The sequence below is a fragment of the Neglectibacter caecimuris genome (assembly GCF_034335015.1).
GTDB lineage: Bacteria > Bacillota > Clostridia > Oscillospirales > Acutalibacteraceae > Acutalibacter > Acutalibacter caecimuris_A.
This window is the reverse complement of record NZ_JAWXXK010000004.1, coordinates 535,076-559,463: the sequence shown is the minus strand read 5'-3', so window position 1 is coordinate 559,463 and position 24,388 is coordinate 535,076. Positions and strand designations below refer to the sequence as shown.

Genomic DNA, 24,388 nt, shown 5'->3' with positions numbered 1-24,388 from the left:
ATGGAAGCAGGACGGGGAGAAACAAAGCACGTCGAGCGGGACAAGCCGAAAATACCGGAATTGCAGCCTTGCCGATATTGCGGCGGGAAAGCCGAAATCGTAAAGAAGCGGTTTACATACTTCGACTTTGCCCAGCGTCCGCTGATCTTGTGCCGCGAATGCGGGCTTACGACACGGGAATTTGAAACGGTGGAAGAAGCCGTTTCATACTGGAATAACAGAAAGGAGCTTTTCAACATGACAGAGAACAAACACGGGATCACACCGAAAACAGAATTCACGATGGGCGGGATCGCTTGGACGGTTATTCAGACGGGCGAAAGCTGGGTGAAGTGCATTGCTTCGGAGTGCGTCGAGGAACGCGCCTTCGACGAAGGCAACAAAAACGACTTCGCCGCTTCTTCTCTTCGCGCCTATCTGAACGGGGAATTTCTGCAAAGGCTGATCGACGCAGGCGCGCCGGAAGCAATGTTCAAAGAATTTGTTTCCGATCTGGCCGCCGACGATGGCTTGAAGCAGTACGGGACGGACAGCGCACGGATCGGGCTTATCACGTGCGACGAATACCGTGCCTTACGCGAGAATATCCCGCCGCTTCCGGATAGCTGGTGGTGGACGGCTACACCGGACAGCCCGATAAATCATTTCGTCCGCTACGTCCACTCGGACGGCACGTTGCACTACAACAGCGCTTGCAACGGGAGCTACGGCGTTCGCCCGCTTTGTGTTCTTCAATCTGAAATCTTGAAATCTTATATTGACGGCGGAGCAAAGCAGCGCGCCGAAGCCGTCGATATGATGAAGCACATTGCAGCGGCTTGGAACGTGAAGCCGGAAGAGGTTTTCGGGAAGGACGGTGCAGGGAATGACAATGTTTGAATTCATGGCAAACGCCTTCTATATGCTTTGCGGCGTTGTGTGTATCGCGCTGGCGGTGCTGATCGTGTTTTCCGTTGTGAACGGCATTATAAAAGAACGCGGGAAAGGAAAGAGAAATGGCAGAAATCAGAATTGACGAAGAATTGCTTTTGCGCGCCGGACTTGGGATCGGGTACGCCTTCGCGCCGTTCTTTCGGGGGCTTCTGCAAGGCGTGGAGGATTACGAAGTCGAGAGCGCAGCGCGGGAAATTCAAGAGGAAAACGACGCGATCGCAGAAATGCGGAAAAAGGAACACCGACAGAAAACCGAAATTTCCGATTGCAGGAAATGCTGGTGCGATCAATGCGCGCGGCTGGAGGAATGCACACAATCCCGCGAAGGCGCAGAGCCGGACGGGATACGCCCGTTCCCCTGTATCGGTTGCGGGGACGGTATGCGCTTCAAGCCTTGCGAAGAAGCGAAATGCGAAAACTTCATGCAGAGCTTGACGCAGAACAATGGATAAATGAAAAAAGAAGCGTCCGGCGCTTCGAGCCGGACGCTTCTCCCCTTTACGTTGCCGCAAAGGAGCTATTCAACATAGTTATTTTAGCATAAAAGCGGCTTCAAGTCAAGGAAGGACGGCGCGATTATGCGGAGAGTTAAAAAAAGGACGTTTTCGGGCGTTGTGTGTGAACAGGAAGTTTTCACAATTTCCGATCGCGTACAGGATATACGCAAGGCAGAGCCGCGACAACGGTTCAAGACACCGGAAGAGAGGGAGCAGCACCGGATCAACATTTCAAGGAAAAAACACGCCCGTTATTTCAACGAAAATTTCAGCCCGCGATCCTTATATAGTACGCTGACGTTCGACGTTGAACACGAATGCCACGAATACAGGGACGTAAAGAGGATACGCGATCTATTCGTCCGGCGTTTGAAATACGCCTATCCGGACGCGGTGATCTTTATATATGTAGGGCGCGGCAAGAGTACACACCGATTTCACATTCACATGGTATCGGACGGCATACCGGAAGATTTCACCGAAAAGAAGTGGGAATTCGGCAGCGTCCTTCGGATTGAGCATTTACGGGAACACAATTATTACAACGGGATCGACCACGGGCAGGATTACACAGGGCTTGCAAATTACCTTTTCGACCATTGGACACCGGAACAGGGCGGACACAGATGGAAGCAGACGCGCAACGCGAAGAAGCCGGACGCGGAAAAGCCGACAGAGGTTAAACGCAATTATTCGGAAGCGAAGCCGCCGCGCCCGCCGAAGGGATACATATTCGTGGAAGCAAAAAGCACGAAATACGGGTATCAGTATTTCAAATATGTATTAGAGCCGCCGAAGCGAAAGCGGACAAAGCCGAAAAAAGCTGATTTCACGGATCAGCATTAAAAAGCCTTGTAAATGTGTAAAGTTTGGGAACGAAGCCCGAAGAGAAGAAGCAGACTTCCGGAACAGATCAAAAAAATATCAATTCTTCTTTCTATGAGCGCCACGCGAAAGTAAAAGGGGGGTTCGCAAGGGGGGAAAGAGGAACGCGGGCGCAAATGTTCTTCTTTCCCCCCTTGCAAGATTAGGTATAAAGCAAAGTGAAAGGCGGTGATCGCGGTTGCTTGAATTGAACAGGCTTTACAACATGGATTGCATGAAAGGCATGGCAGAATTTCCGGACGGCTTCTTCGACCTTGCGATCGTTGATCCGCCTTACGGTATCGGGGTGGACGGGCAGCGGGAACGGATATGCACGAACACAAAGCACAATCGGAAAGAGCATATCCGGAAAAGCTGGGACAGGGCTATTCCGCCGCCCGAATACTTCCGCGAATTGGAACGGGTATCGAAGGCGCAAATTATTTGGGGCGGAAATTACTTCGTGCCGTATCTGACACAAGGGCATAAAGGCTGGCTGATATGGGACAAGGGGCAAAGAGGGCTTACAATGTCCGATTGTGAGCTTGCATATACCAGCTTTGACACGCCGACGCGGATTTTCACTTTGAACCGCGTTGCATTGCAGCAGGAAGGGACGATCCATCCGACGCAAAAGCCCGTGAAGCTGTATTCGTGGGTTCTTTCCCTGTTTGCCCGAAAGGGAATGCGGATACTTGACACACACGCCGGAAGCGCAAGTTCCCTTGTCGCCTGTTATCAGCACGGCGGGCTGGATTATGTCGGCTTTGAGATCGACGCAGACTATTTCAAGGCAGCGAACAAGCGGCTTGAAGAGGAACGCGCGCAAATCCGGCTTTTTGAGCTATTGGAGCAGCAGGAACAGGCAGCGCAAAGAACGCTTTTTGACGATTGAAGGGAGGATTTACAGGAATGAAAGAAACGGTATATCTTGCGGGGAAGATTACGGGCGATCCGTTTTACCGCATGAAATTTTACGACGCGGCGCGCAAGTTGGAGGAACACGGCTTCGCGGTTGTCAATCCGGCGATGTTGCCTTCGGAGGGGTTCAGCTATGAAGCGTATATCCGCATTTCGTCCGCAATGCTTGACGAATGCGCGGCGGCTTGCTTCCTTCCGGACTGGATCGACAGCAAGGGCGCGCAATATGAGTTCGGGAGGGCGACGGCAGCGGGAAAGCGCGTGTTCTTCTTCGAGGAATGGGAGGTGGCGCAGAATGCGGAACAGTAGACTTCCAGTTCCTACGGAAGCGCAGGAACAAATAACGCTGATGAATTGGGCGGCGCTGCAAAGCGGAAAATATCCGGAATTGAAATTGCTTTACCATGTCCCGAACGGCGGCAGCAGGAACAAGGCGGAAGCGGGACGGCTTCGGGCGGAGGGCGTAAAAGCGGGCGTTCCCGATCTATGCTTGCCCGTGCCGCGCGGAGGGTATCACGGGCTTTACATAGAGCTAAAGCGGCAGCGCGGAGGGCGCGCAAGCGATAATCAAGTCGAGTGGCTGGACGCGCTTTCAAAGCAGGGCTATCAAGTCGCCTTGTGCCGTGGATGGGAAACGGCGGCGGAAATGATCTTGAAATACTTGCAGGGAGGTAAAGAACATGGCTAAAAAGACGGCGGAGCTTTCAGCGGAATTGCGGGAAGCGATTTTTGAAGCCGCCCGCGCGGGTGCGCTTGAAGCATACGCAGCGAATACGGGCGATTTCGTAAACTACTTCAAGGCGACCGAAACGCTTTTGTATAACTACAAGAAGCTGGCGGCGCTTGTCGCGGACGAAGAAGCGTATTGCGAAGTGGAGTATCACGCGGGGCGGAAAACCTTTTCGGCGAGTTCGCAGCCGAAAGGCTACTATCAGCAGAAAACCGAAGAAGATATTGTCGAGGAAATGCAGGAAGAAAAGCGGCGGCAATATCGGGAAACGAAGTACGGCTTCGAGAAATTGAAGCGGGCTGTTTCGCTGTTCGAGGGGCAAAAAGAATTCGTCGTGATCCGGTTGTACTATTTCGGGGAGGATATAAACGGCGATCCCCGCGAGGGCGGCAAGACAGCAACGTGGGAAGAGGTTGTCGCAGAGCTTGAAGAAGCGGGCATTCTCAAAGAGATAAAGACGGCGCGCCGCTGGCGGAACAAGATTGTAAACGATATGTCCGTTTGCATATTCGGGATCGCGGCGGCGGTGAGCGCCGGAACATACCGGAAGCGGGACACAGACAAATGACCAAAAGGCGACCAAAAGCCGCCCTTGTGCATACCCTCTTTGGGAGGTATAATATTTACGATGAATTTTTGCGAAACGAAATAGCGCAGACTTAAAGCCTTTTGCGGGGACGATCCGCAGAAGGCTTTTTCTTTTGCGCGGAAAGGGGGCGCAGCATGAAGCCGTGGGCAGAACGGTTTTACAACAGCGAAACGTGGCGGGCTTGCCGCGACGGGTTCTTGAAGTCGAAGGGCTACTTGTGCGAACGCTGTTCAACGCCCGCCGATCCGGTTGTCGCGAAGATCGCACATCACAAAACCTACTTGACGAAGCAGAACATAAACGATCCGGCAATCGCGCTTTCGTGGGACAATCTCGAAGCGCTTTGTCAAGATTGCCACAACAAGGAACACCACCGGAACAACGATCGGCGGCGTTACGCTTTCGACGAAGAAGGAAACCTTGTATCCCCCCCTATTCGCCGAAAGTTTAGGGAGGGTTCGACACCGAGGGCGGGAGGTTAAATTTACTCCGCAGGCGCGCGCATAACGGGTGTACGCATTGTGGGGGGTGTAGTGATCCGGAAAGGGGGCGATATTTATGGCGACAAAGAAGGACTTGACGAAAGAACAGAAAATCAAGCGGGAGATCACGCGGTTAAAGCGGGTTTTCAAAGACTTGGACAAAAACAAGTTGCAGACCGTCGAAAGCCTTATCCGGAACGCCGCGTTTATGGCGGTGAGCCTTGAAGAGTTGCAGGAAATCATAAACGAAGAGGGATACACCGTCGAATACCAAAACGGGGCAAATCAGAGCGGGACAAAGCAAAGCGACGCGGTGAAAACGCATATCGCAATGACGAAAAATCACGCCGCCATTATCAAGCAGCTTTGCGATCTTGTACCGCCCGAAAAGAAGAAAGAAAGCCGATTACAGGCATTAAGGGACGAATAAAAATGCCGTTTTCAAACTACATTTACGAATATTTCGACGGGATTTCTTCGGGGAAAATTGTTGTCGGCAAGTGGGTTCGGCTTTTGTATGAATACATCGTGCAGGGGCTTCAAGACGGGCTTTTCACCTTCGACGCGAAGAAGGCAAACAAAGCGATCCGGTTTATCGAAAACTTTTGCCACCATTGCGAGGGGCGCACAGACCTTTTGAAGCTGGAGCTATGGCAGAAAGCCGCCGTTTCAATCATGTTCGGGATCGTCGAGCCGGACGGAACGCGCGTCTTTCGCGAAGTCTTTATTGTGATCGGGCGAAAGAACGGCAAAACGCTTTTTGCGTCCGCCGTGATTGCGTACATGGCATATCTTGATGGCGAATACGGCGCGAAAATATATTGCCTTGCGCCGAAGCTGGAACAAGCAAACATCGTGTACGACAATTTCTTTCAGATGATAAAAAAAGAACCGGAGCTTTCCGAGCTATCGCAAAAGCGCCGTTCCGATATTTACGTCGAAGAGAGCAACACGGCAATAAAGCCGCTGGCGTTTAACGCGAAGAAATCAGACGGCTTCAATCCGCATTTAGTCGTAAACGATGAAGTCGCGTCGTGGCGCGGCGACGGCGGATTGAAACAGTATGAAGTTATGAAATCCGCGCTGGGCGCGCGCCGCCAGCCGATGATCCTTTCTATCAGCACGGCGGGCTATGAAAACGACGGTATCTTCGATGAATTGATGAAGCGTTCAACGGCGTTTTTGAAGGGCGGCAGCAAGGAACGCCGCCTTCTTCCCCTTCTCTACATGATCGACGACGTGGAGAAATGGAACGACCTTGAAGAGCTTAAAAAGGCAAATCCGAACATGGGCGTTTCGGTATCGCCGGAATTCTTCAAAGAAGAAATCGCCGTCGCAGAAATGAGCCTTTCAAAGCGGGCGGAATTTCTGACGAAGTATTGCAACATCAAGCAGAATTCTTCAATCGCTTGGCTTGATTATAGCGTCGTGGACGGCGCAGGAATTCACGCGAAGCTGGAGGAATTCAAAGACAGCTACGCGGTGGGAGGAATAGACCTTTCGCAAACAACGGACTTGACAGCGGCTTCAATCGTGATCGAGCGGGACGGCGTTTTGTACGCTTTCGCAAAATTCTTTATGCCAGCGAACAGGCTTGAAACCGCGCAAGCGATCGACGGCGTACCGTATGACATATTCGCGAAGCAAGGTATCTTGAAGCTGTCCGGCGAAAACCACGTCGATTATCGGGACGTTTTCGAGTGGTTCACGGAGCTTCGCGACAAGTACGGAATTTATATCTTGAAGATCGGATACGACCGTTATAGCGCGCAATATCTGATCGACGACTTGAAAGCGGCGGGCTTCCAAACGGACGACGTGTGGCAGGGTGAAAACCTTGCGCCCGTGATCCGCGAGTTTGAAGGGATTATCAAAGACGGAAACTTCAAGATCGCCGACAACAATTTGTTGAAGGCGCATTTCTTGAACGTCGCCTTAAAGCACAACATGGAAACACGGAAATTCCGTCCGGTAAAGATCGAGCAGCGGGCGCGGATCGACGGCTTCGTTTCCGTGATCGACGCGCTGACCGTGCGACAGAAATATTATAACGAAATAGGCGAAATGCTACAAAATGCGGGGTGATAACAATGGGAGTATTTGAAACGATCTTCAAAAGACCGAAAGCCGACCTAAAGGCGGAAGGATACTTCAAAATGCTAAACGGGTACACGCCCGTTTTCACGAATGCGCCGGAAAGCCTTTACGAAATGGAGCTTACGCGGGCGGCGATCCATTCCTTCGCTTCCTTCGCGTCAAAGCTGAAACCGGAAATCAGCGGCGCAGCGAAAAAGAACCTTGAACGGACTTTGCAATTCAAGCCAAATCCGTTTATGGATACATCGAAGTTCATATACCGGATCGCGACGATCCTTTCGGTAAACAACACTTGCTTTATTGTGCCGATCGAAGGCGACTTCGGGGAATTGATCGGGTATTATCCCCTTCTTCCGCAGCGGTGCGAAGTGGTAGAGTTTGGCGGCGCGCCGTTTTTGCGTTACACCTTCGCAAGCGGGCAGAAGGCGGCAATCGAATTCGAGCGCGTCGGCGTAATGACAAACTTTCAGTACAAGGACGACTTTTTCGGCGAGAGCAATGCCGCGCTTCGTCCGACCATGCAGCTAATCCACACGCAAAATCAAGGGATTATAAACGGCGTGAAGAATTCGGCTTCGGTTCGCTTCCTTGCGAAAGTCGCGAATATGTTAAAGCCGGAGGATATAACGAAAGAACGAAAGCGCTTTACGGCGGATAACCTTTCGGCGGACAATCAATCCGGCATGGTGATTTATGACGCGAAGTTCGCGGACGTGAAGCCGATCGAAAGCAAGCCGTTCACCGTGAACGCGGCGCAGATGGCGCAGATCAACGAAAATGTTTTTAACTACTTCGGGACGAACGCGGGCATTCTGCAAAACCGATATACGGAGGACGAATGGAACGCTTACTATGAAGGCAAGATCGAGCCGTTCGCGATCCAGCTTTCCCTTGTATTGTCGAACATGACGTTCAGCGATCGGGAATTGTCCTTCGGGAATGCGATCACGTTTACCGCGAACAGGCTTCAATACGCTTCAAACGCGACGAAGCTAAATATCAGTACACAGCTTTTTGACCGTGGCTTGTTAAACCGAAACGGCGTTATGGATATTTGGAACATGGCGCACGTTGAAGGCGGCGACAAGTATTATATTCGCAAAGAGTACACGGAAGTTTCAGAATTGGGAAAGGAGGTTGTACCAAATGCCGATGGTGAAGGATCGGGAATACCGAACGATGATCCAGCCGCTACTGATCCCGCAGGGGACGAAAGAAAAACGGATTGACACGGACTTTTACGTGGAAGGCTACGCCACGACGTTCGACAAGCCGTATTTGCTTTATGAGTACGACGGGCAAAAATACTTCGAGCGGATCGACAGAAACGCGCTTGTGGGCGCGGATATGTCCGACGTGATTATGCAGTACGATCACGCGGGGAAGGTGCTTGCCCGCCTTTCCAACAAGACGCTGGGCGTGGAAGTGACCGAAAGCGGGCTTTTCGTGTTTGCGGACTTGTCAAAATCCCGCGCCGCGCAGGATATGTTCGAGGAAATCAAAAACGAGCTTGTAACGAAAATGTCGTGGGCGTTCCGCGTGACGGAAGATAGCTACGATAGGGACACGCGGACGCGGACGATCCTAAAGGTTGCGAAGGTTTACGACGTTTCGGCGGTATCCATTCCGGCAAACGCCGATACCGATATTTCGGCGCGTTCCTACTTCGACGGAGTGATCGAGCGGGAGCAGCAGGAGCGGCTGGAGCGCCGGAAACAAATCCTAAAAATCAAACTTATGATGGAGGTTTAACACAATGAGAATTAAAGAAATCGAAGCCCGCCTTGCGGCTATCAAGCAGGAGATCGAAACACGCGGCGCGGAAATGACCGCCGCCGAGATCGACGCGCTGGAGCAGGAAACCACGCAGCTTACCGAAGAGCGCGCCGGACTGATTGCCGCCGCCGAGAAGCGCAACGGCATTCTGGACAATATCGCGAAGGGCGCGGGCGTTGTTTCCCGTTCCTTCGAGCAGAGAGGGCAGCAGGAAGAGAAGCCGGACGATCCCTTCGGTACGCCGGAATACCGTTCCGCGTGGTTGAAGCAGCTTCGCCGCCTTCCGCTGACCGAAGCGGAGAACCGCGCCTTCATGGAAGCGCGCGCGTATGCGAACGCCAGCGGCACGGGCGCGGAGATTATCCCCACGCAGACCGCGAACGAGATTATCAGCAAGGTAAAGACACTTGCGCCCATGCTGAACGAAGTTACCCTTCTTCACGTCAAAGGCGCGGTGAAGTTTGCCGTCGAGGGCGCGAACAACGCCGCCGCGATCCACACAGAAAACGCGGCTATCACGCCCGCCGCCGACACGCTGACCACCGTTCAGCTTTCCGGCTATGAGATCATCAAGCTGGTTCAGATTTCCGACACCGTTATGACAATGAGCATTGCGGCGTTTGAAAGCTGGATCGTCGATATGCTGGCGGAAGCGATCGCCCGCAAAGTCGAAGATTTACTTATCAACGGAACGGGCAGTTCCCAGCCGACAGGCATTGACAAGGCGAACACGTGGGGCGCGACGAACAGCGTTACCGTGACAAAAGCGGGAAGCCTTACCGCCGCGAATGTGCAAGCGCTGATCGGGCTGCTTCCTTCCGGATATGACCGGAACGGCAAGTTCGTTATGAGCAAGAAAACCTTGTTTACGGACTTTATGCCGTTGCAGGACAACAGCAAGAACCACATTGTAACCGTGCAGAACAACGCATACTTCGTTTACGGGTATCCGGTGCTTCTGTCCGATTACGTCGCGGATCACGAAGCCTTCTTGGGCGATTACAAGAAGGTTTGCGCGAACCTTGCCGAGAACATCGGAGTAAAATCCGCCTATGACATCGACACGAACAGCTACAAATACAGCGGTATCGCGATCTTTGATTGCGTCCCCGCAATCGGCGAAGCTATCGTGAAACTGGTAAAGGCGACCGCATAACGGGAGGGATCGAACAATGCTTGACAAGGTAAAGCTGGCGTTGCGTATCAGCGGAAGCGCCTTCGATGAAGAAGTAACCGACTTGATAAACGCCGCGATCGCCGATCTTCGCCTTGTCGGTATCAGCGTTCCGGAAGTAGAGAGATCGCCCAGCGAAAAGCTGGGCGATCCTCTTCTTGAACGCGCGATCGTGCTTTATGCAAAGGCGGAATTCGGCTGGAACAATGACGCGGAACGCTACCGCAAAGCATACGACTATTTGAAATGCGCGTTGTCTTTGTCCGGCGATCACATCGAAAGCGAGGGCGGAAAATGAGGTGGTGCGAACAAATAACCTTGATCGCGCTTGCCGATCCTTCGCCGCGCACGAATGAACACGGCTTCCCCGCTGACCGCGAAGAAACCGCGACAACGGTTTTCGCCGACAAAAAATCCGTGGGCTTTTCGGAGTTCTACAAGGCGCAGCAAGCAGGATATACGACGGAATTAAAATTCGACGTGTATTCTTTCGAGTACGCCGGACAGCAGATCGTGGAATATCCCGTTTCGAGCGGGAAACGGTATCGCGTCTTGCGGACGTACACGCCGCCGAACGGGGAGTTTACGGAATTAACGCTGGTTGACCTTCCGGAAGCGGAGGGCAGCAGCGGAGCGGAAGAAGGCGGCGGCGATGGCTAAATTCACCGTGGCGGGGCTTGACGACGTACAGGAAGCAATGCTTCGCAGGGACAAGGCGACGATGGAAGCCGTGCCGGAAATGCTGAAAGCGGGCGGCGAGGTTATCAAAAGCGCGTTTCAAGAGGAAACAGCAAAGCTAAACAGCACGGGGCGCGGCACGGGCGCGCTTACCGCGTCGATCAAGGTATCGGCAGTAAAGGAGCGGGACGGCGGAAAATTCGTTGAGATCGCGCCTACCGGAACGGATCGGCACGGAGTACGCAACGCCGAAAAGGGCTTTGTGCTGAATTACGGGCGTTCTAATATGCCCGCGCGCCCGTGGTTCACGGCAGCGAATGCGAAAGCGGCGGACAAGGCAACGGAAGAAATGCGCCGCGTATGGGAGGAAAAACAAAATGGACGTTGACAGCTTGCTTCACAGCACATTAAAGGGGCTGGGCGTTCCCGTCGAACGCTTGAAATACGGCGGAAGGGTGGCTTCCTATATCACATATCAGCTTGCCGCAGAACGCGACGACTTCTTCGCAGACGATGAAGAGGGCGCGACGGAATACACGTATCAAGTACACATTTTTTCAAAGAAAGATTACTTCCCGCTTGTCAAAGCCTTAAAAAAGGCGCTGAAAGCAGCGGGCTTCTACGGGGTGCAGATCGGCGCGGAAGTATTCGAGCGGGACACGGGATATTATCACATTCCCGTGGAAATCAAATTTATGGAGGTATGAGAATATGGCAACAATCGGATTGCGCGATCTTTACCGCGCGCCCATTACGACCGGAAGCGACGGCAAAGAAACCTACGGAACGCCCGTCAAGATGGCGAAGGCGATTTCGGCGGAGCTTACCGTGGAAGCCGCCGAAGCGATCCTTTACGCCGACGACGGCGCGGACGAAGTTGTTAAAGAATTCGTGAAGGGAGAAATCAAGCTGGGCGTGAACGATCTGCTTCCGGCTGACCTTGCGGCGCTTTTGGGGCAGACGCAGGACAGCGACAACGTGGTTTACGCTTCCGGCGACGACGAAGCGCCGTACTTCGCAATCGGCTTCCGCGCAAGGAAGGCGGGCGGAACGTATAAATACATTTGGCTTTACAAAGTCAAATTTTCCGTTCCGGACGAAACCTACAACACGAAGGGCGACGGGATCGAATTTTCCACGCCGGAAATCGTCGGGCAGTTCGTCAAGCGCGACGACGGCTTGTGGAAGGCGGAACACGTTTCCGAGCCGTCGAACGACGTTGCAAAGGCTTGGTTTACGGCAGTACGTGAACCGAACACGAACGCGGCATAACAAAACGGAATACAGAAAGGGGGCAAAGGCGGGAAGCAGAACGGGGCTTCCCGCCTTATTACTTTATGAGCGCAATTAAAGACGGGCGTTTCCCAATTATGCTGGACAAGGAAAGACACCTTCTTTTCAGCTTGAACGCGATCGACGAAATGCAAGACAAATTCGACGGCTTTGATCGCCTTGACGAAGTGCTTTCCGGACGGGACAGCATTAAAAATCTTCGCTGGCTTCTGACCGTGCTTTTGAACGAGGGCGCGGAAGAGGGCGAACCGGAGCTTACCGAAAAACAGGTGGGCAAGATGATCCATACAGGCAATTTCGCCGAAGTGAAGGACGCGATCTTCAAGGCGTTTTCGATGGGCAACAACGGAACGGAAGAGCCGCCCGCCCGCGACGATGAAGAGGACGGCGACGACGAAGAGGACACCGAAGAGGGAAAAAACACACAGGCGGGCGGGGTTTAATCGACCTTGCCCGCCTTCTTTATATCGGCGTAACGCTTTTACGGTGGAGCGAAGCCGAAGTATGGCGAATGACACCGTACAAAATTTTAACGATTTTCAGAATTCACCGTGAATTCAATCCGGATCGGTTCAAGCCCGATCCGAAAGAAGTTGATATTGACGACGTGTTGGGAGGGTTGTAAATGGCTAAAGAAGAGCAGATCAAAACGTCAATCGACTTGACAGGCGAAAAAGAATATCGCGCAGCTTGCAGCAGCATAAATACTTCCCTTCGCGAAATCAATTCAGAAATGAAGCTGGCGACGGCAGAGTTTGCAAACAACGCCAGCAGTTCGGAAGCGCTGACGCGAAAACAAGAGGTTTTGCAAAAGCAGCTTGCGGAACAGGCGAAGAAGGCAGAAGCGGCGGAAGCCGCCCTTCGCAAAATGCGGGAAGCGGGCATTGATCCCACCGATCCGGCGTATCAGAAAATGCAAACGAACCTAAACAACACGAAGGCGGAAATGGCGAAAACCGAACAGCAGATCAACAGCACGTCGAAAGAGCTTAAACAATCGAAAGTCGATTGGGAGAGCGTCGGCAATGTTGTGGGCAAAGTCGGAAAAGCCTTCGGAACGGCGCTTGCGGCGCTGGGTACGGCGGCGGTGGGTGCAGCTTCCGCCCTTGCGGGGCTGACCGTTTCCGCGTCGAATTACGCCGACGACATTTTGACAACATCGGCGAATACGCACATTGCAACGGACGATCTTCAAAAATATTCCTATGCCCTTAATTTCATTGACGGCGACTTGAACACGCTGACCGGAACAATGAAGAAGAATACACAGATTATGAGCAAAGCCCGCGACGGGAACAAAACCTACACGGCGGCTTATGAAAAGCTGGGTATCTCTATCACGGACACAAACGGGGAGCTTCGCAACGGGCAAGAAGTGTATTGGGAAGTGATCGACGCGCTGGGGAAGGTTGAGAACGAAACGGAGCGCGACGCGCTGGCAATGCAGCTTTTAGGCAAGAGCGGGACGGAGCTAAACACGATCATTGACGCGGGTTCGGAAGCCTTCAAAGACTTGGGCAACGAAGCCGAAGCGATGGGCTATGTTATGAGCGACGAAGCCGTTTCCGCGCTGGGTTCGTTTAACGATAAATTGCAGCAGCTTAAAGCAGGAATGACCGGATTAAAGAATTCGGCGGCTTTGATCGCCCTTCCCTTCCTTGACGATTTGGCAAGCAAGGGCGTTCCGATCCTTGCGGAATTCTCGAAGGGCATACAGGAAGCGAACGGCGACGTATCGAAGATGGGCGACGTTATCGGGCAGGGGCTGGCGGACGTTGTAAATCTGATCGTCGAGAAGTTGCCGGAGTTCGTCGAAATGGGCGTAACGCTTGTTTCTTCGCTGATCGAAGGCATTGTGCAGAACGCGCCGACGATCGCTTCGGCGGCGGTGCAGATCGTCGAAACGCTTGTAAACGGGATTGCGACGCTTCTTCCCATGCTGATTGAAGGCGCGGCGCAGTTGATCGTGGGGCTTGCGACGGGGCTGGGGCAATCCTTGCCGACGCTTATTCCGACGATTGTGGAAGTTGTCTTGCAGATCGTTCAAACGCTGATAGACAATATCCCCATGCTGATCGACGCGGCGTTGCAGCTTATCACAGGGCTGGCGCAGGGCGTAATAAACGCGATCCCCGTTCTTGTCGCAGCGCTTCCGCAGCTAATAACCAGCCTGATCGACGGTTTGCTTTCCGCGATCCCGCAAATCATTCAAGCCGGAATTGATCTGCTTGTTTCCCTTGTCGCAGCACTTCCGGAAATCATAACGGCGATCGTCGAAGCAATCCCGCAAATCATAAACGGGATCGTAACGGCGCTTATGGAGAATATACCGCTTATCATTCAAGCGGGCATTGATCTTCTTGTCGCGCTGATACAGGCTTTGCCGGAAATTATCGTTACGATCGTACAGGCGATCCCGCAGATAATCAGCGGGATTGTAAACGCGCTGATCGGGAACATCGACCAAATTATCATGGCGGGCGTTCAGCTATTCGTGGCGCTGATCGAGAATTTGCCGACGATCATTATTGAAATCGTGAAGGCAGTTCCGCAGATTGTTTCCGGTATCGTGCAAGCCTTCGCGTCGCTGGGCGGTGAGCTTATCAACGCGGGCGCAAATCTGCTTCACGGATTGTGGGAAGGCATTTCAAGCGCGGCTTCGTGGCTTTGGGACAAGGTAACGGGCTGGGCTTCTTCCCTTGTTGACGGTATCAAGGGCTTTTTCGGCATACATTCCCCGTCAACGGTTTTCGCCGAAATCGGCACGAACATGGGCGAAGGAGTGGGCGTGGGCTTCGGTGAGAGCATGGACGGCGTTTCGTCGGATATGACCGCCGCAATGGGCGGAGCGGGACAGCTTACCGCAGCCGAAGCGGTGCGTTCGGTAAACGACGGCATTATCGCGAATATTGAAGGGCTTTCCGGCGCGGTGAACGCCATTGTCGAGCGGGTTATAACGGGGCTGACCGCACAGGCGCAAAAGCTAAATCAAGCCGGACAGGACTTCGACAAGAATATCGCGTCCGGAATGATTGCGGCGATCCCGCAGATTACTTCAAAAATCCCGCAGATCGTGCAAAGTATCATTACGGCATTTACGGCGCAACATCAAAAATTTATATCCGAAGGCGAAAACTTCGACAAGAAGATCGCCGAAGGCATGGTGAAGGGCATTCCGCAGATCACGGGCAAAGTATCGCAGATCGTGCAGCCTGTTATTACGGCGCTTCGTTCTTTTATATCCGACTTCACAGCAGCGGGCGAAGATATGGTGCGCGGTATCTGGACGGGCTTTCAAAATATGTCCGGCTGGCTTGAAAGCCGCGTCCGTTCTATGATGAGAAGCATTGTGGCGGCGGTTCAATCCGAAATGCAGATCAATTCCCCGTCGAAGGTTTTTGCGGGGATCGGCGAATTCATGGCAATGGGGCTGGGTGAGGGCTTCGCCGCAGAAATGCGGAACGTCGAAAGCACGATCCGCCGCGAAACCGCGAACGCCGTTCCGGAGCGGGACACCGGAGCGGGACAGAGAACCGACCGCAGGGCAGCGCCGACCGTCGAGGTGGTACAAAACATCTATGCGAACGAAACGAGCTACGCAAAGCAGCAGCGGGAAGCGGCGCGGCAGTTTAGGCAGATCGCGCGGGAGGTTATGGCATGAGAATTCACGAAAAATTGACCTATACGAACGAGCGCGGGGAAAGCGTCGAGTTTTCCCCCGCTTCTTTATATCACGTAAACTTCAAGGACGTAAAAGGGCTTTCCGACGTGCGGAACGCGATTTACAGTACAAACAGCATGGGGCAGGACGGCGACACTTACTTGGGCTATCGGATCGAAGCCCGCGATATTGACATCGTGGGGCATATCAAAGAGCGGGACAAACAAGCGGCGCAGACCTTGCGCCGGAATATGAACAGGATACTAAATCCGCAGTACGAAGCGACGTTGACGTATGAGTTCGGCGACCTTAAACGGGTTATCGGGTGCAAAATAAACGACGCGCCGATCTTCACGCGGAAGCCGATTTTCGAGCAATTCGCCGTCAATCTGTCTTGCCTTAATCCATTTTGGCGGGAAGAAGCGGAAACGCGCGAGGATATAGCAACGTGGATCGGCGGCTTTGAATTCCCCGTTCCGGACGGGTTAGAGCTTGCGGAAGGCTGGGAAATCGGCTATCGCCAGCCGTCGCTGATCGTAAACGTGTTCAATTCCGGCGACGTGAAAAGCGGTATCCGGATCGAGTTCCGCGCGCTGGGCGTGGTGAAAAATCCGGTTCTTCTGAATGTTGACACGCAGGAATTTATAAAGCTGAACATTTCGCTTGTAGCGGGCGACGTTTTAACCGTTTCCACCGGATACGGTGAAAAAGCGGTGAAGCTGAAACGCGGCGGCGTAACGACAGACGCTTTCCGTTATCTCGACGTTGACAGTTCATACTTGCAGATCGCCGTGGGCGACAATCTCTTCCGGTATTCGGCGGATACGAACGCGGAAAATCTCGAAGTATCCATCTATCACAATAACTTGTATTTGGGGGTGTAGCATGGAATTATACGTCTATAATCGGACAATGACGCTTCAAGGGATCGTCGAAAAAATATCTTCGCTGATCTGGACGCGGCGCTATTGGAGTTGCGGCGAATTCAAATTGCTTGTCCCCTTCACCGAAGAACACGCCGCCTTACTTGTGAAGAACAATATCATCATCAAGCGCGGCGGCAAGGAAGCGGCAGAAATCAAGTATATTCACATTACGAAGAATTCGCAGGGGCTGGAGGAAATCGAGGTTCAAGGCAAATTCCTTCTTTCGTGGATCGGAAAGCGCATTTTGACAAATCAGATCATCACGAAGGACACGACGCAAAACATTTTGTATGCGATCGTGCGGCAGACTTGCACAGCGGCGGGCAGCAGCCGGAATATACCGAATTTCAGCATTGCCACAAACGACGCGGACACAGGAAGCGGGCAGATCGACTATACTTCCGAAGCGTTCATCAACGCGCAGCTTGCAGCAGAAACGGCGGCGAAGGCGGCAAAGCTGGGAATGCGCGTCGTTACCGATCCGCGCACGGGCAAGCATACGTTTTCAGTTTACAAGGGGCGCGACCTTACGGCGGACAACGCCGCAGGAAACGCGCCTTGTATCTTTTCGCAGGAATTCGACAACATCGTGGAACAGGAATACACGAACAGCGTTGAAAACCTTAAAACGACGGCTTACGTCGGCGGAGAGGAAAAAGAAGGCATTGCGCGAAAGGTTGTGGAAGTCGGCGGCGCAGCAGCAGGGCTGGAGCGTGAAGAGGTATTCATAAACGCCACCGACATTGTGCAGGAATACGAAAACGAAAGCAAAGTGAAAATCACGCTGACCGACGCGCAGTATTTGGCGCTTCTTTCGGCGCGCGGCGCGTCGGAGCTTGAACAATACGCCGAAACGCTGGCGTTCGGCTCAAAGATCAACACGAACGCAAATCTTCAATACGGCGTTGATTACGACTTGGGGGATCGTGTTACCTGTATCAATAAGCGCTGGGGGGTTCGCATTGACGTTCGGATAACGGAAATCGCGGAAACCTACGAAACCAGCGGCGAAGAAATAGATATTACCTTCGGCGAGAGTTTGCCCGCGCTATTGACGCAAATTCGGCAGATCACAAAGTAAAGGGGGCTTCACAGCATGGAAAAATCAAGTTTTTTCAATAGCGTTTCGCACGATCGGACGTACAAAGCGGAAGATTGGGCGGAATACTTCGCTTCGTTCATCGGGAACGGAATTTTCCCCGTCCCTTCGACGGGGCTTCAAGTTGTAGCCGGAAGCGGTATGAACGTAACTGTCCGAGCGGGCAAAGCGTGGATCAACGGTTATTTCTATCAGAACACGGGCGATCTTACCGTACAGCTTGCGACGGCGGACGGGCAGTTGAACCGGATTGATCGTATTGTCGTTCAATGGAATTTGACAAACCGGACAATCACGACGAAAGTTAAATCTTCGGGGTTCAGCGCTTCCCCGTCCGCGCCAGCGGTGCAGCGGGACGCGGACATTTTCGAGCTTGTGCTGGCGGACGTATTTGTGGCGGCGGGCGTTACCGCAATCACGCAAAGCAGGATCACGGATCAGCGGCTGAATACTTCGCTTTGCGGGGTTGTCGCCGCCGTCGTGGATCAGATCGACACGGCAGCTTTCAACGCGCAGCTTCAAGCGTGGTTCGCGGAGTATGAAAGCCTTTCCGAAGAACAGTACAATTCCCTTGCGTCGTATATGGCTTCCTTGAAGCTGCAAGGAAACGTACAGTACGACGCATTCGAGCAGCACATGGCGGATTTTGAAACACAGGCGGAAGCAGACTTCAACACGTGGTTTGACGGACTGCAAGCCGTGCTTGACGAAAACGCCGTCACGAACCTAACAAACATCACGAACGCGCTTGACGCGCGCGTGGACTTACTCGAAGCCGTGCTTTTCAACGATATTACCGAAAATCCGTTTTTGATCCTGTTTGCCGATCTTGACGGTATCACGGCGACGGGCGTATGGAACGCCGCGTTACAGCGGATCGAATGTTGACGCGGTACGCTTGCACGGCGGCGGAATTGTCGTGCATTATCGGGAATATCTTTGCGGAGCTTTCCCCGCCGTGCGAAGAATGCGGCGCGGAGCGGGTAACGATCACGGGAACAACGGTAACAGGCAACGCGGCGACGCTGACTATTACCGACGCGGGCTTCGATTTTGAAGGGTGCGCCGCTGATACCGACGCGATCGCGGAAATGCGGAAAGGACGGTGCATTTATGCAAAGACCGGAGCGGGAACGCAAAGAGCCGTCCGAATTCAATGTGATTGTGAAGGCGAAAGACCTTGTAAAGCACACTTTCACGATAACGAATTCGACAGAACGCTTCCCGAAGAAATACCGCTTCACGCTTGTAAACAGGATACAGGATAAAGCGGTTCAAATTTACGAATGCGTGATCGAAGCGAACGAATTAGACCTTCGCGACGCGCAGGAATTCAGAGAGCGGCAGAAGCTGCAAGCAAAGGCGCTGACCTATTGCAAGGAGCTTCTATTTTTCATAGAGCTTTCGCAGGAAATGGGCTTTATATCAATGAACAGTTGCGAATATTGGAGCAAATTTGTTCTTGACGTGAAGTACATGACGACCGCGTGGAAGAAGCGGGACAAAACGAGGGCTTGAAAACCGTTTCGGGGTACATCTTGTTACGCCTAATTCGTCGAACGCCTACAACGTCCGCAACGTCAACACGGACGGCACGTTGAACAACAACAACGCTTACAACGGGAACAACGGCGTTCGCCCGCTTCGATGGATAACGCGATCGAGTAGCCGAAAGGCGAAAGCAGAATACCATCATCAAAGGAAGGTGTATCCCGTCGCCGCTATCCACGGCGGGGACAAATACAGGATCGCCGATACCGGAGCATACCGCGAAAGCGGCTGGCAAAGGTTACGAAACAGCGAGGATATTTTTATTATGACAGAGTTTGAAAAGATATACAGTTTTGAAAGCCTGTACAATGCCTACCGAAAGGCGCGGCAGGGCAAGAGGTGGAAGGGAGCGGCGGCAAAGTTTGAAGTAAACCTTCTTGAAGCGCTGAACCTATTAAGCTATCAGCTACGAACAAAACGCTATACCATGTCCCCGTACAACACGTTCGAGGTTTACGAGCCGAAGAAGCGCGTCGTTATGTCGAACAGCTACAAGGATAAAGTGGTTCAACACGCGCTTTGCGACAATGTGCTTGAACCGATCTTGACGCGATCGTTCATACGCGACAATTACGCTTCACAGGTGGGGAAAGGTACGCACGACGGGCTGGGGCGGCTTCAAGAGTTCTTGCGGAGGTTTTACCGGAAGAACGGTGTTGACGGCTGGATTTTGAAGGGCGATATATCAAAATACTTCTATTCGATCCGGCACGACGTTTTGAAAACCTTAATCCGCGAGAAGATAACCGATCCGGACGTTTTGTGGCTTGTCGATCTTATCATCGACAGCACGGAAGGAAACGTCGGAATACCGATCGGAAATCAGACTTCACAGCTTTTCGCCCTTCTCTACCTTGACGGGCTGGATCATTTCGTCAAAGAAAAGCTGGGTATCAAGTATTACGGGCGCTATATGGACGACTTCTTCTTGATCCATGAGGATAAAGAATACTTGCGGCATTGCCGGAAGGAAATTGAAGCGTTCGTCGCAGCGCGCGGGCTTTCGCTGAATGCGAAAACGAACATCTACCCATTGAAGAACGGCATTGATTTTCTTGGCTTTCACACGTACTTGACGGACACGGGAAAAGTGATCCGGAAAGTGCGCCGCCGCAGCAAAAATAACATGAAGCGGAAGTTGAAGAAGTTTGCCGGACTGAAAGCGGCGGGAAAGATCGACCAGCAGACGATCGAACAATCCTATCAAAGCTGGAGGGGACACGCTTCAAAGGGGAATTGCTATCACTTGATCCGGAGAACAGACCAGTATTATAAAAGCCTGTTCGGGATCGAGGAAAAAGGCGACGCAGCGCCGCCGATCTTGCCTTGCGGCGAAATACCGTGCAGGGAATGCCCGTACTACCACGAAAGCTATTTTTGCGGGTACATATCGGAGTATTGCGACGTATTCGGCAGTTTTGAAAATCTCTAAAAACCGAAGGAGGAAAAGAAATGTCAAAAGCATTAAGCAGCTTGTCGGTGGGCGACAAGATCGAAGTTCCGGTTCTGTCCGCGTATCAATCGCGGTTCGGGGCGAAGATCGTTTTCAAGGTTGCCGACAAGAACCACAGCGGCTACCCTTCCGGATCGGTAACGCTGATCGCTGAAAAGATCATTCAGCTAATGGCTTCGGACGCGAAAGAGCCGAGCAACAGCGACAGTAACCGGAAGAATTACGGCAATAACAGGCACATTTATTCAAACATCTTGCAATGGCTGAACAGCAATGCGGCAGCGGGAAAGTGGTACAGCGCGAAGCACAGCGCCGATCAAGCGCCGACGACAAAATCGACGCACGTTTCCTATAATCCATACACGTCGTGGGCTGGCTTCCTTGCTATGCTTGATCCGAAGTTCGTTGCGGAGCTTTTAACCACAACGCTGACCGTCGTTAAATCATCGACGGACGGCGGCAGTTACGAAACCTTCAACGCGAAAATGTTTCTTGCGTCCACCACCGAAGTGGGGCTTGCAAACGAAAACAGTATCGCCGAAGGTTCGCGGCTGGCGCTGTTCAGCAATGACGCTTCCCGCGTCGCCTATCCTACGGCGGAATGTGTGAGCAATGCGGACGGCTACACAAACAGCAGCTTCGCAACATCGAAGGGCTGGTATTGGTGGCTTAGAACGCCTAATTCGTCGAACGCCTGCCTCGTCCGCATTGTCAACACGTCCGGCGCGTTGTACTACAACTACGCCAACAGCGGGAACATCGGCGTTCGCCCGCTTTGTAATCTCAAATCTTCTATCTTGGTATCTGATACCACGAACAGCGCGGGAAATTATACAATAATCTACAATGCCGCGCCCACAGCGCCGCCCAGCATTACCGCGCCCGCAACGGCGTTCAGCGGGCAGAACATCAACATTTCTTGCGCGGCGGCGACCGATCCGGACGGCGACGCGCTGACGTACATTTTCGAGCGTTCCTACAACGGCGGATCATGGACAGCGGTTCAAACGTCCGCGTCGCGGAGCTTCACGGAAGCAGTACCGAAAACGTGGAATACGTTAAAATACCGCGTCCGCGCGAAAGACAGCTACGGCAATTATTCCGCGTACACCACCAGCGGCGATATTGCCGTAATTCACAATCAGCCGCCCGCGATTTCCGGCAGCAATGCAAATCTTGGGACGAAGCGCGCGGGCTTCACGCATTCTTACAGCGTCACCGATCCGGATAATGACGTTGTGAACGTCGTTGAAAAGGTGGACAACAAAACGATCGCGACGAAGAACAACGTCACGCTGGGCGCGACGCAGGGGGCAGCAGTTACAGGAAACGACTTCACGGCGCTTTCAAACGGGGCGCATACGCTGACAATCACGGCAGCAGACAGCGCCGGAAACAGCGCCACGCGGACACTGACGTTCACGAAGTCGATTTCCGGCTTTGTGATCGTGCTTTCCGAACCGTTACAGGCGGACACGCAGCCGACGCGCTGCAACGTGAGCGTAAACAGGGAAATCCCCGCTGGCGGCGAATTCAAAGTCGAGGTTTGCAACAATCCTTTTGACGTTACGCCCGTTTGGGAGGATTGCACGAACGCCGTTATACAGGGCGTGGCGCACGTGTTCACAAATAAAACGAATACTTCGGCACAATGCGGCTTGAATATCCGCGTAACCGTGCAGCGCGGCGACGCGCTGACTTCGTGCTGGGTATCGGGGATTGGGGGTTCGTTTGAATGATTATCACAGGAAAGAACGGCAATACACAGATGAAAAGGGACGTTCAGCAATTAAGGACAGCGGAAGAAAAATCCGCCGCCCTTCTTGCTTTGTCCTTCAAGGCGCAGATCGTGCAGGATCGCGCAGCAGGAACGAAGATCATTGACGACGGCATGATCCTTCAATCGGCGGAGCTTATCGAATACGACAGCTTCAAGGACAATCACGCATACAACACGATCGGCGAAATCTTCAAGTACGGCGACCGTTATTTCGAGGTTGTCGCGCCGCATACATCGAACGCGGCAGCGTATCCCGTCGAAACGACCTTCGCTTATTACAGGCTGGTGGAGCTTGCAGCTTCCGGCACGATTGACGATCCGATCCCCTATCCGGAAACGACGGGGATCGTCGTAAACGTCGCTTCAGGCTTGTATTACAGTTACAAAGGCGGCGTGTATCTTGCAAAAGCAGATATGCCCGATTGCGTATATCCGCCCGACACGCCAACTTTGTGGCAATGGGAAAAAGTCGAAGGGAGGTAAAACCGCATGAACGAAACATTTATGACCGTGCTTTCGATTGTATCCGCCGTTTGCGCCATCGTGTTCGGGTATCTTGCTTTCGTCCGGAACAGGGACAAGGATAAGGAAGGCGACGCGAAGGCGGACGCGACCGTTTTAACGGAAATCGGCTATATCAAGGGCGGGATCGACGATATTAAAGCCGAACAGCGGGAGCAGCGAAAGACGAATACGGAATTCGTTTCCCGTCTGACCGCCGTGGAGGAAAGCGCGAAACAGGCACACAAACGAATTGACCGGATCGAAGAGGTACAGGAGCGGGAGCGGCACGAATGAGCCGTTCCCGCTTCGCATTTCAAGGGAGGTTTTCAAAATGAGCAATAGCAATCTTGTTTCATACACAAAGATTTCGCCGAATAAATCAAGCCCGCGAAATCACGCGATCGACACAATTACAATTCATTGCGTCGTCGGGCAATGTTCCGTCGAAACGCTGGGAAACATCTTCGCGCCGACTTCGCGGGAAGCGTCCAGCAATTACGGGATCGGGAACGACGGGCGGATCGGAATGTACGTCGAAGAAAAGGATCGTTCGTGGTGCAGTTCAAACGCCGCGAACGATAACAGGGCAATCACGATCGAAGTTGCCAGCGACACAAAACACCCTTACTCCGTCAATGAAAAGGCATACGCCGTGCTTCTTGATCTTGTGACCGATATTTGCAAGCGGAACGGGATCAAAAAGCTGGTATGGAGCGAAAACAAAAGCGACCGCGTGAACCACAAAAACGGTTGCAACATGACCGTTCACAGGGACTACGCGAACAAATCTTGCCCCGGCGATTACCTGTATAACCGCCACGGGGAGATCGCGGCAGAGGTAAACAGGCGGCTGGGCGCAGCAGAGCCGCCGAAGCCGGATACAGCGCCAACCGGAACGCTTTACAAGGTGCAGATCGGCGCATTCTCAAAGAAGGCGAACGCGGCGGCGCTTGAAAAGAAAGTCAAAGCGGCGGGCTTCGATACCTTCGTCACGAAGGAAGGGACGCTTTACAAGGTGCAAGTGGGCGCGTTCAGCGTCAAGGCGAACGCCGAAGCAATACAAAAGAAGCTATCAGCCGCGGGATATTCCGACGCATTTATCACGGCTTCGAGCGGGACGGCAGCAAAGCCCAGCGCGCCCGCAGCGGCGAAGATCACAGAGGGAAGCCGCGTCCGCTTGAAGCAGGGCGCGCCCACCTACACGGGCGGAAGCCTTGCTTCCTACGTGTACGACCGCGTACACGTTGTAAAGGAAATCAGCGGCAAGCGCGCCGTTATTACCTTCGGAAACATCGTCGTGGCGGCGGTGAACGTGGACGATCTGACGCTTGCATAATAACACGCTGATTACACGCATAATCACACGCGCGCGATCCGTCG

General features: G+C 53.0%; 30 protein-coding genes and 1 pseudogene. All 31 read left to right on the top strand.

Annotated elements, in window-relative coordinates; all coding sequences use genetic code 11:
• The 31 genes and pseudogenes from U8T64_RS09025 (at window position 1) to U8T64_RS08875 (ending at window position 24,344) form a co-directional block, all read left to right on the top strand.
• On the top strand, window positions 1-879 hold the full coding sequence (locus tag U8T64_RS09025; protein ID WP_322182994.1) for a DUF6273 domain-containing protein: 879 nt from the start codon (window positions 1-3) through the stop codon (window positions 877-879).
• Window positions 866-1,015 carry a hypothetical protein gene (locus U8T64_RS09020; RefSeq protein ID WP_322182992.1) on the top strand — a complete coding sequence of 50 codons (150 nt, stop codon included), beginning with the start codon at window positions 866-868 and terminating at the stop codon, window positions 1,013-1,015. Before U8T64_RS09025 ends, U8T64_RS09020 begins: the two co-directional genes overlap by 14 nt.
• Entirely contained in the window at window positions 996-1,385 is a 390-nt protein-coding gene (locus U8T64_RS09015; RefSeq protein WP_322182991.1) for a hypothetical protein, read from the top strand. The genes U8T64_RS09020 and U8T64_RS09015 overlap by 20 nt, the downstream gene beginning before the upstream one ends.
• Before the next feature lie 162 nt (window positions 1,386-1,547).
• On the top strand, window positions 1,548-2,276 hold the full coding sequence (locus U8T64_RS09010; RefSeq protein WP_322182989.1) for a hypothetical protein: 729 nt from the start codon (window positions 1,548-1,550) through the stop codon (window positions 2,274-2,276).
• Window positions 2,277-2,520: 244 nt separating this feature from the next.
• Window positions 2,521-3,189 carry a DNA methyltransferase gene (locus U8T64_RS09005; protein WP_322182987.1) on the top strand — a complete coding sequence of 223 codons (669 nt, stop codon included), beginning with the start codon at window positions 2,521-2,523 and terminating at the stop codon, window positions 3,187-3,189.
• Between the two features lie 17 nt (window positions 3,190-3,206).
• Window positions 3,207-3,524, top strand: coding sequence for a DUF4406 domain-containing protein (locus U8T64_RS09000; RefSeq protein WP_322182985.1), 318 nt, complete (start codon window positions 3,207-3,209; stop codon window positions 3,522-3,524).
• Window positions 3,511-3,903 carry a VRR-NUC domain-containing protein gene (locus U8T64_RS08995; protein WP_322182983.1) on the top strand — a complete coding sequence of 131 codons (393 nt, stop codon included), beginning with the start codon at window positions 3,511-3,513 and terminating at the stop codon, window positions 3,901-3,903. Before U8T64_RS09000 ends, U8T64_RS08995 begins: the two co-directional genes overlap by 14 nt.
• Window positions 3,896-4,513 carry a hypothetical protein gene (locus tag U8T64_RS08990; protein ID WP_322182981.1) on the top strand — a complete coding sequence of 206 codons (618 nt, stop codon included), beginning with the start codon at window positions 3,896-3,898 and terminating at the stop codon, window positions 4,511-4,513. Before U8T64_RS08995 ends, U8T64_RS08990 begins: the two co-directional genes overlap by 8 nt.
• A 155-nt stretch (window positions 4,514-4,668) precedes the next feature.
• Entirely contained in the window at window positions 4,669-5,016 is a 348-nt protein-coding gene (locus U8T64_RS08985; RefSeq protein ID WP_322182979.1) for an HNH endonuclease signature motif containing protein, read from the top strand.
• Window positions 5,017-5,092: 76 nt separating this feature from the next.
• Window positions 5,093-5,446 (top strand): hypothetical protein, encoded by a 354-nt coding sequence (locus tag U8T64_RS08980; RefSeq protein ID WP_322182977.1) that lies wholly within the window; start codon window positions 5,093-5,095, stop codon window positions 5,444-5,446.
• A gap of 83 nt (window positions 5,447-5,529) precedes the next feature.
• Window positions 5,530-7,101: a terminase large subunit gene (locus tag U8T64_RS08975; RefSeq protein ID WP_367575412.1), complete on the top strand. Its 1,572-nt coding sequence runs from the start codon at window positions 5,530-5,532 to the stop codon at window positions 7,099-7,101.
• 5 nt (window positions 7,102-7,106) lie between these two features.
• Window positions 7,107-8,342, top strand: a complete 1,236-nt coding sequence (locus U8T64_RS08970) for a phage portal protein (protein WP_322182973.1) — start codon at window positions 7,107-7,109, stop codon at window positions 8,340-8,342.
• On the top strand, window positions 8,260-8,865 hold the full coding sequence (locus U8T64_RS08965) for an HK97 family phage prohead protease (RefSeq protein ID WP_322182972.1): 606 nt from the start codon (window positions 8,260-8,262) through the stop codon (window positions 8,863-8,865). The genes U8T64_RS08970 and U8T64_RS08965 overlap by 83 nt, the downstream gene beginning before the upstream one ends.
• A 4-nt stretch (window positions 8,866-8,869) precedes the next feature.
• Window positions 8,870-10,045: a phage major capsid protein gene (locus tag U8T64_RS08960; RefSeq protein ID WP_322182970.1), complete on the top strand. Its 1,176-nt coding sequence runs from the start codon at window positions 8,870-8,872 to the stop codon at window positions 10,043-10,045.
• A gap of 16 nt (window positions 10,046-10,061) precedes the next feature.
• Complete coding sequence (locus tag U8T64_RS08955; protein WP_322182968.1) at window positions 10,062-10,361, top strand: phage head-tail connector protein; 300 nt, start codon at window positions 10,062-10,064, stop codon at window positions 10,359-10,361.
• Window positions 10,358-10,723 carry a hypothetical protein gene (locus U8T64_RS08950; protein ID WP_322182966.1) on the top strand — a complete coding sequence of 122 codons (366 nt, stop codon included), beginning with the start codon at window positions 10,358-10,360 and terminating at the stop codon, window positions 10,721-10,723. The genes U8T64_RS08955 and U8T64_RS08950 overlap by 4 nt, the downstream gene beginning before the upstream one ends.
• Window positions 10,716-11,129: an HK97-gp10 family putative phage morphogenesis protein gene (locus U8T64_RS08945; RefSeq protein ID WP_322182964.1), complete on the top strand. Its 414-nt coding sequence runs from the start codon at window positions 10,716-10,718 to the stop codon at window positions 11,127-11,129. Before U8T64_RS08950 ends, U8T64_RS08945 begins: the two co-directional genes overlap by 8 nt.
• Window positions 11,119-11,448, top strand: coding sequence for a hypothetical protein (locus tag U8T64_RS08940; protein WP_322182962.1), 330 nt, complete (start codon window positions 11,119-11,121; stop codon window positions 11,446-11,448). The genes U8T64_RS08945 and U8T64_RS08940 overlap by 11 nt, the downstream gene beginning before the upstream one ends.
• 4 nt (window positions 11,449-11,452) lie before the next feature.
• On the top strand, window positions 11,453-12,013 hold the full coding sequence (locus tag U8T64_RS08935) for a major tail protein (protein WP_322182960.1): 561 nt from the start codon (window positions 11,453-11,455) through the stop codon (window positions 12,011-12,013).
• A gap of 98 nt (window positions 12,014-12,111) precedes the next feature.
• The gene (locus U8T64_RS08930) at window positions 12,112-12,477 is read left to right on the top strand and encodes a hypothetical protein (protein WP_322182958.1); all 366 of its coding nucleotides are present in this window, start codon (window positions 12,112-12,114) and stop codon (window positions 12,475-12,477) included.
• Between the two features lie 182 nt (window positions 12,478-12,659).
• A complete protein-coding gene (locus tag U8T64_RS08925; protein WP_322182956.1) occupies window positions 12,660-15,695 on the top strand; it encodes a phage tail protein in 3,036 nt (1,011 codons plus the stop codon).
• The gene (locus U8T64_RS08920) at window positions 15,692-16,579 is read left to right on the top strand and encodes a phage tail family protein (RefSeq protein WP_322182954.1); all 888 of its coding nucleotides are present in this window, start codon (window positions 15,692-15,694) and stop codon (window positions 16,577-16,579) included. Before U8T64_RS08925 ends, U8T64_RS08920 begins: the two co-directional genes overlap by 4 nt.
• 1 nt (window position 16,580) lies before the next feature.
• Complete coding sequence (locus U8T64_RS08915) at window positions 16,581-17,702, top strand: siphovirus ReqiPepy6 Gp37-like family protein (protein WP_322182952.1); 1,122 nt, start codon at window positions 16,581-16,583, stop codon at window positions 17,700-17,702.
• A 15-nt stretch (window positions 17,703-17,717) separates the two neighbouring features.
• On the top strand, window positions 17,718-18,608 hold the full coding sequence (locus tag U8T64_RS08910) for a hypothetical protein (protein WP_322182950.1): 891 nt from the start codon (window positions 17,718-17,720) through the stop codon (window positions 18,606-18,608).
• Between the two features lie 165 nt (window positions 18,609-18,773).
• Window positions 18,774-19,238 (top strand): four helix bundle protein, encoded by a 465-nt coding sequence (locus tag U8T64_RS08905; RefSeq protein WP_322182948.1) that lies wholly within the window; start codon window positions 18,774-18,776, stop codon window positions 19,236-19,238.
• 31 nt (window positions 19,239-19,269) lie between these two features.
• A pseudogene (locus U8T64_RS08900) lies at window positions 19,270-19,362 on the top strand (DUF6273 domain-containing protein); the annotation flags it as partial.
• Window positions 19,363-19,536: 174 nt separating this feature from the next.
• Complete coding sequence (locus tag U8T64_RS08895; RefSeq protein ID WP_322183051.1) at window positions 19,537-20,703, top strand: reverse transcriptase domain-containing protein; 1,167 nt, start codon at window positions 19,537-19,539, stop codon at window positions 20,701-20,703.
• 20 nt (window positions 20,704-20,723) lie between these two features.
• On the top strand, window positions 20,724-22,463 hold the full coding sequence (locus U8T64_RS08890; protein WP_322182946.1) for a DUF6273 domain-containing protein: 1,740 nt from the start codon (window positions 20,724-20,726) through the stop codon (window positions 22,461-22,463).
• Entirely contained in the window at window positions 22,460-22,987 is a 528-nt protein-coding gene (locus U8T64_RS08885) for a hypothetical protein (RefSeq protein ID WP_322182945.1), read from the top strand. Before U8T64_RS08890 ends, U8T64_RS08885 begins: the two co-directional genes overlap by 4 nt.
• Before the next feature lie 6 nt (window positions 22,988-22,993).
• Window positions 22,994-23,302 (top strand): hypothetical protein, encoded by a 309-nt coding sequence (locus U8T64_RS08880; protein WP_322182943.1) that lies wholly within the window; start codon window positions 22,994-22,996, stop codon window positions 23,300-23,302.
• 37 nt (window positions 23,303-23,339) lie between these two features.
• The gene (locus U8T64_RS08875) at window positions 23,340-24,344 is read left to right on the top strand and encodes an SPOR domain-containing protein (RefSeq protein WP_322182941.1); all 1,005 of its coding nucleotides are present in this window, start codon (window positions 23,340-23,342) and stop codon (window positions 24,342-24,344) included.
• The last annotated feature ends 44 nt before the right edge of the window (window positions 24,345-24,388 follow it).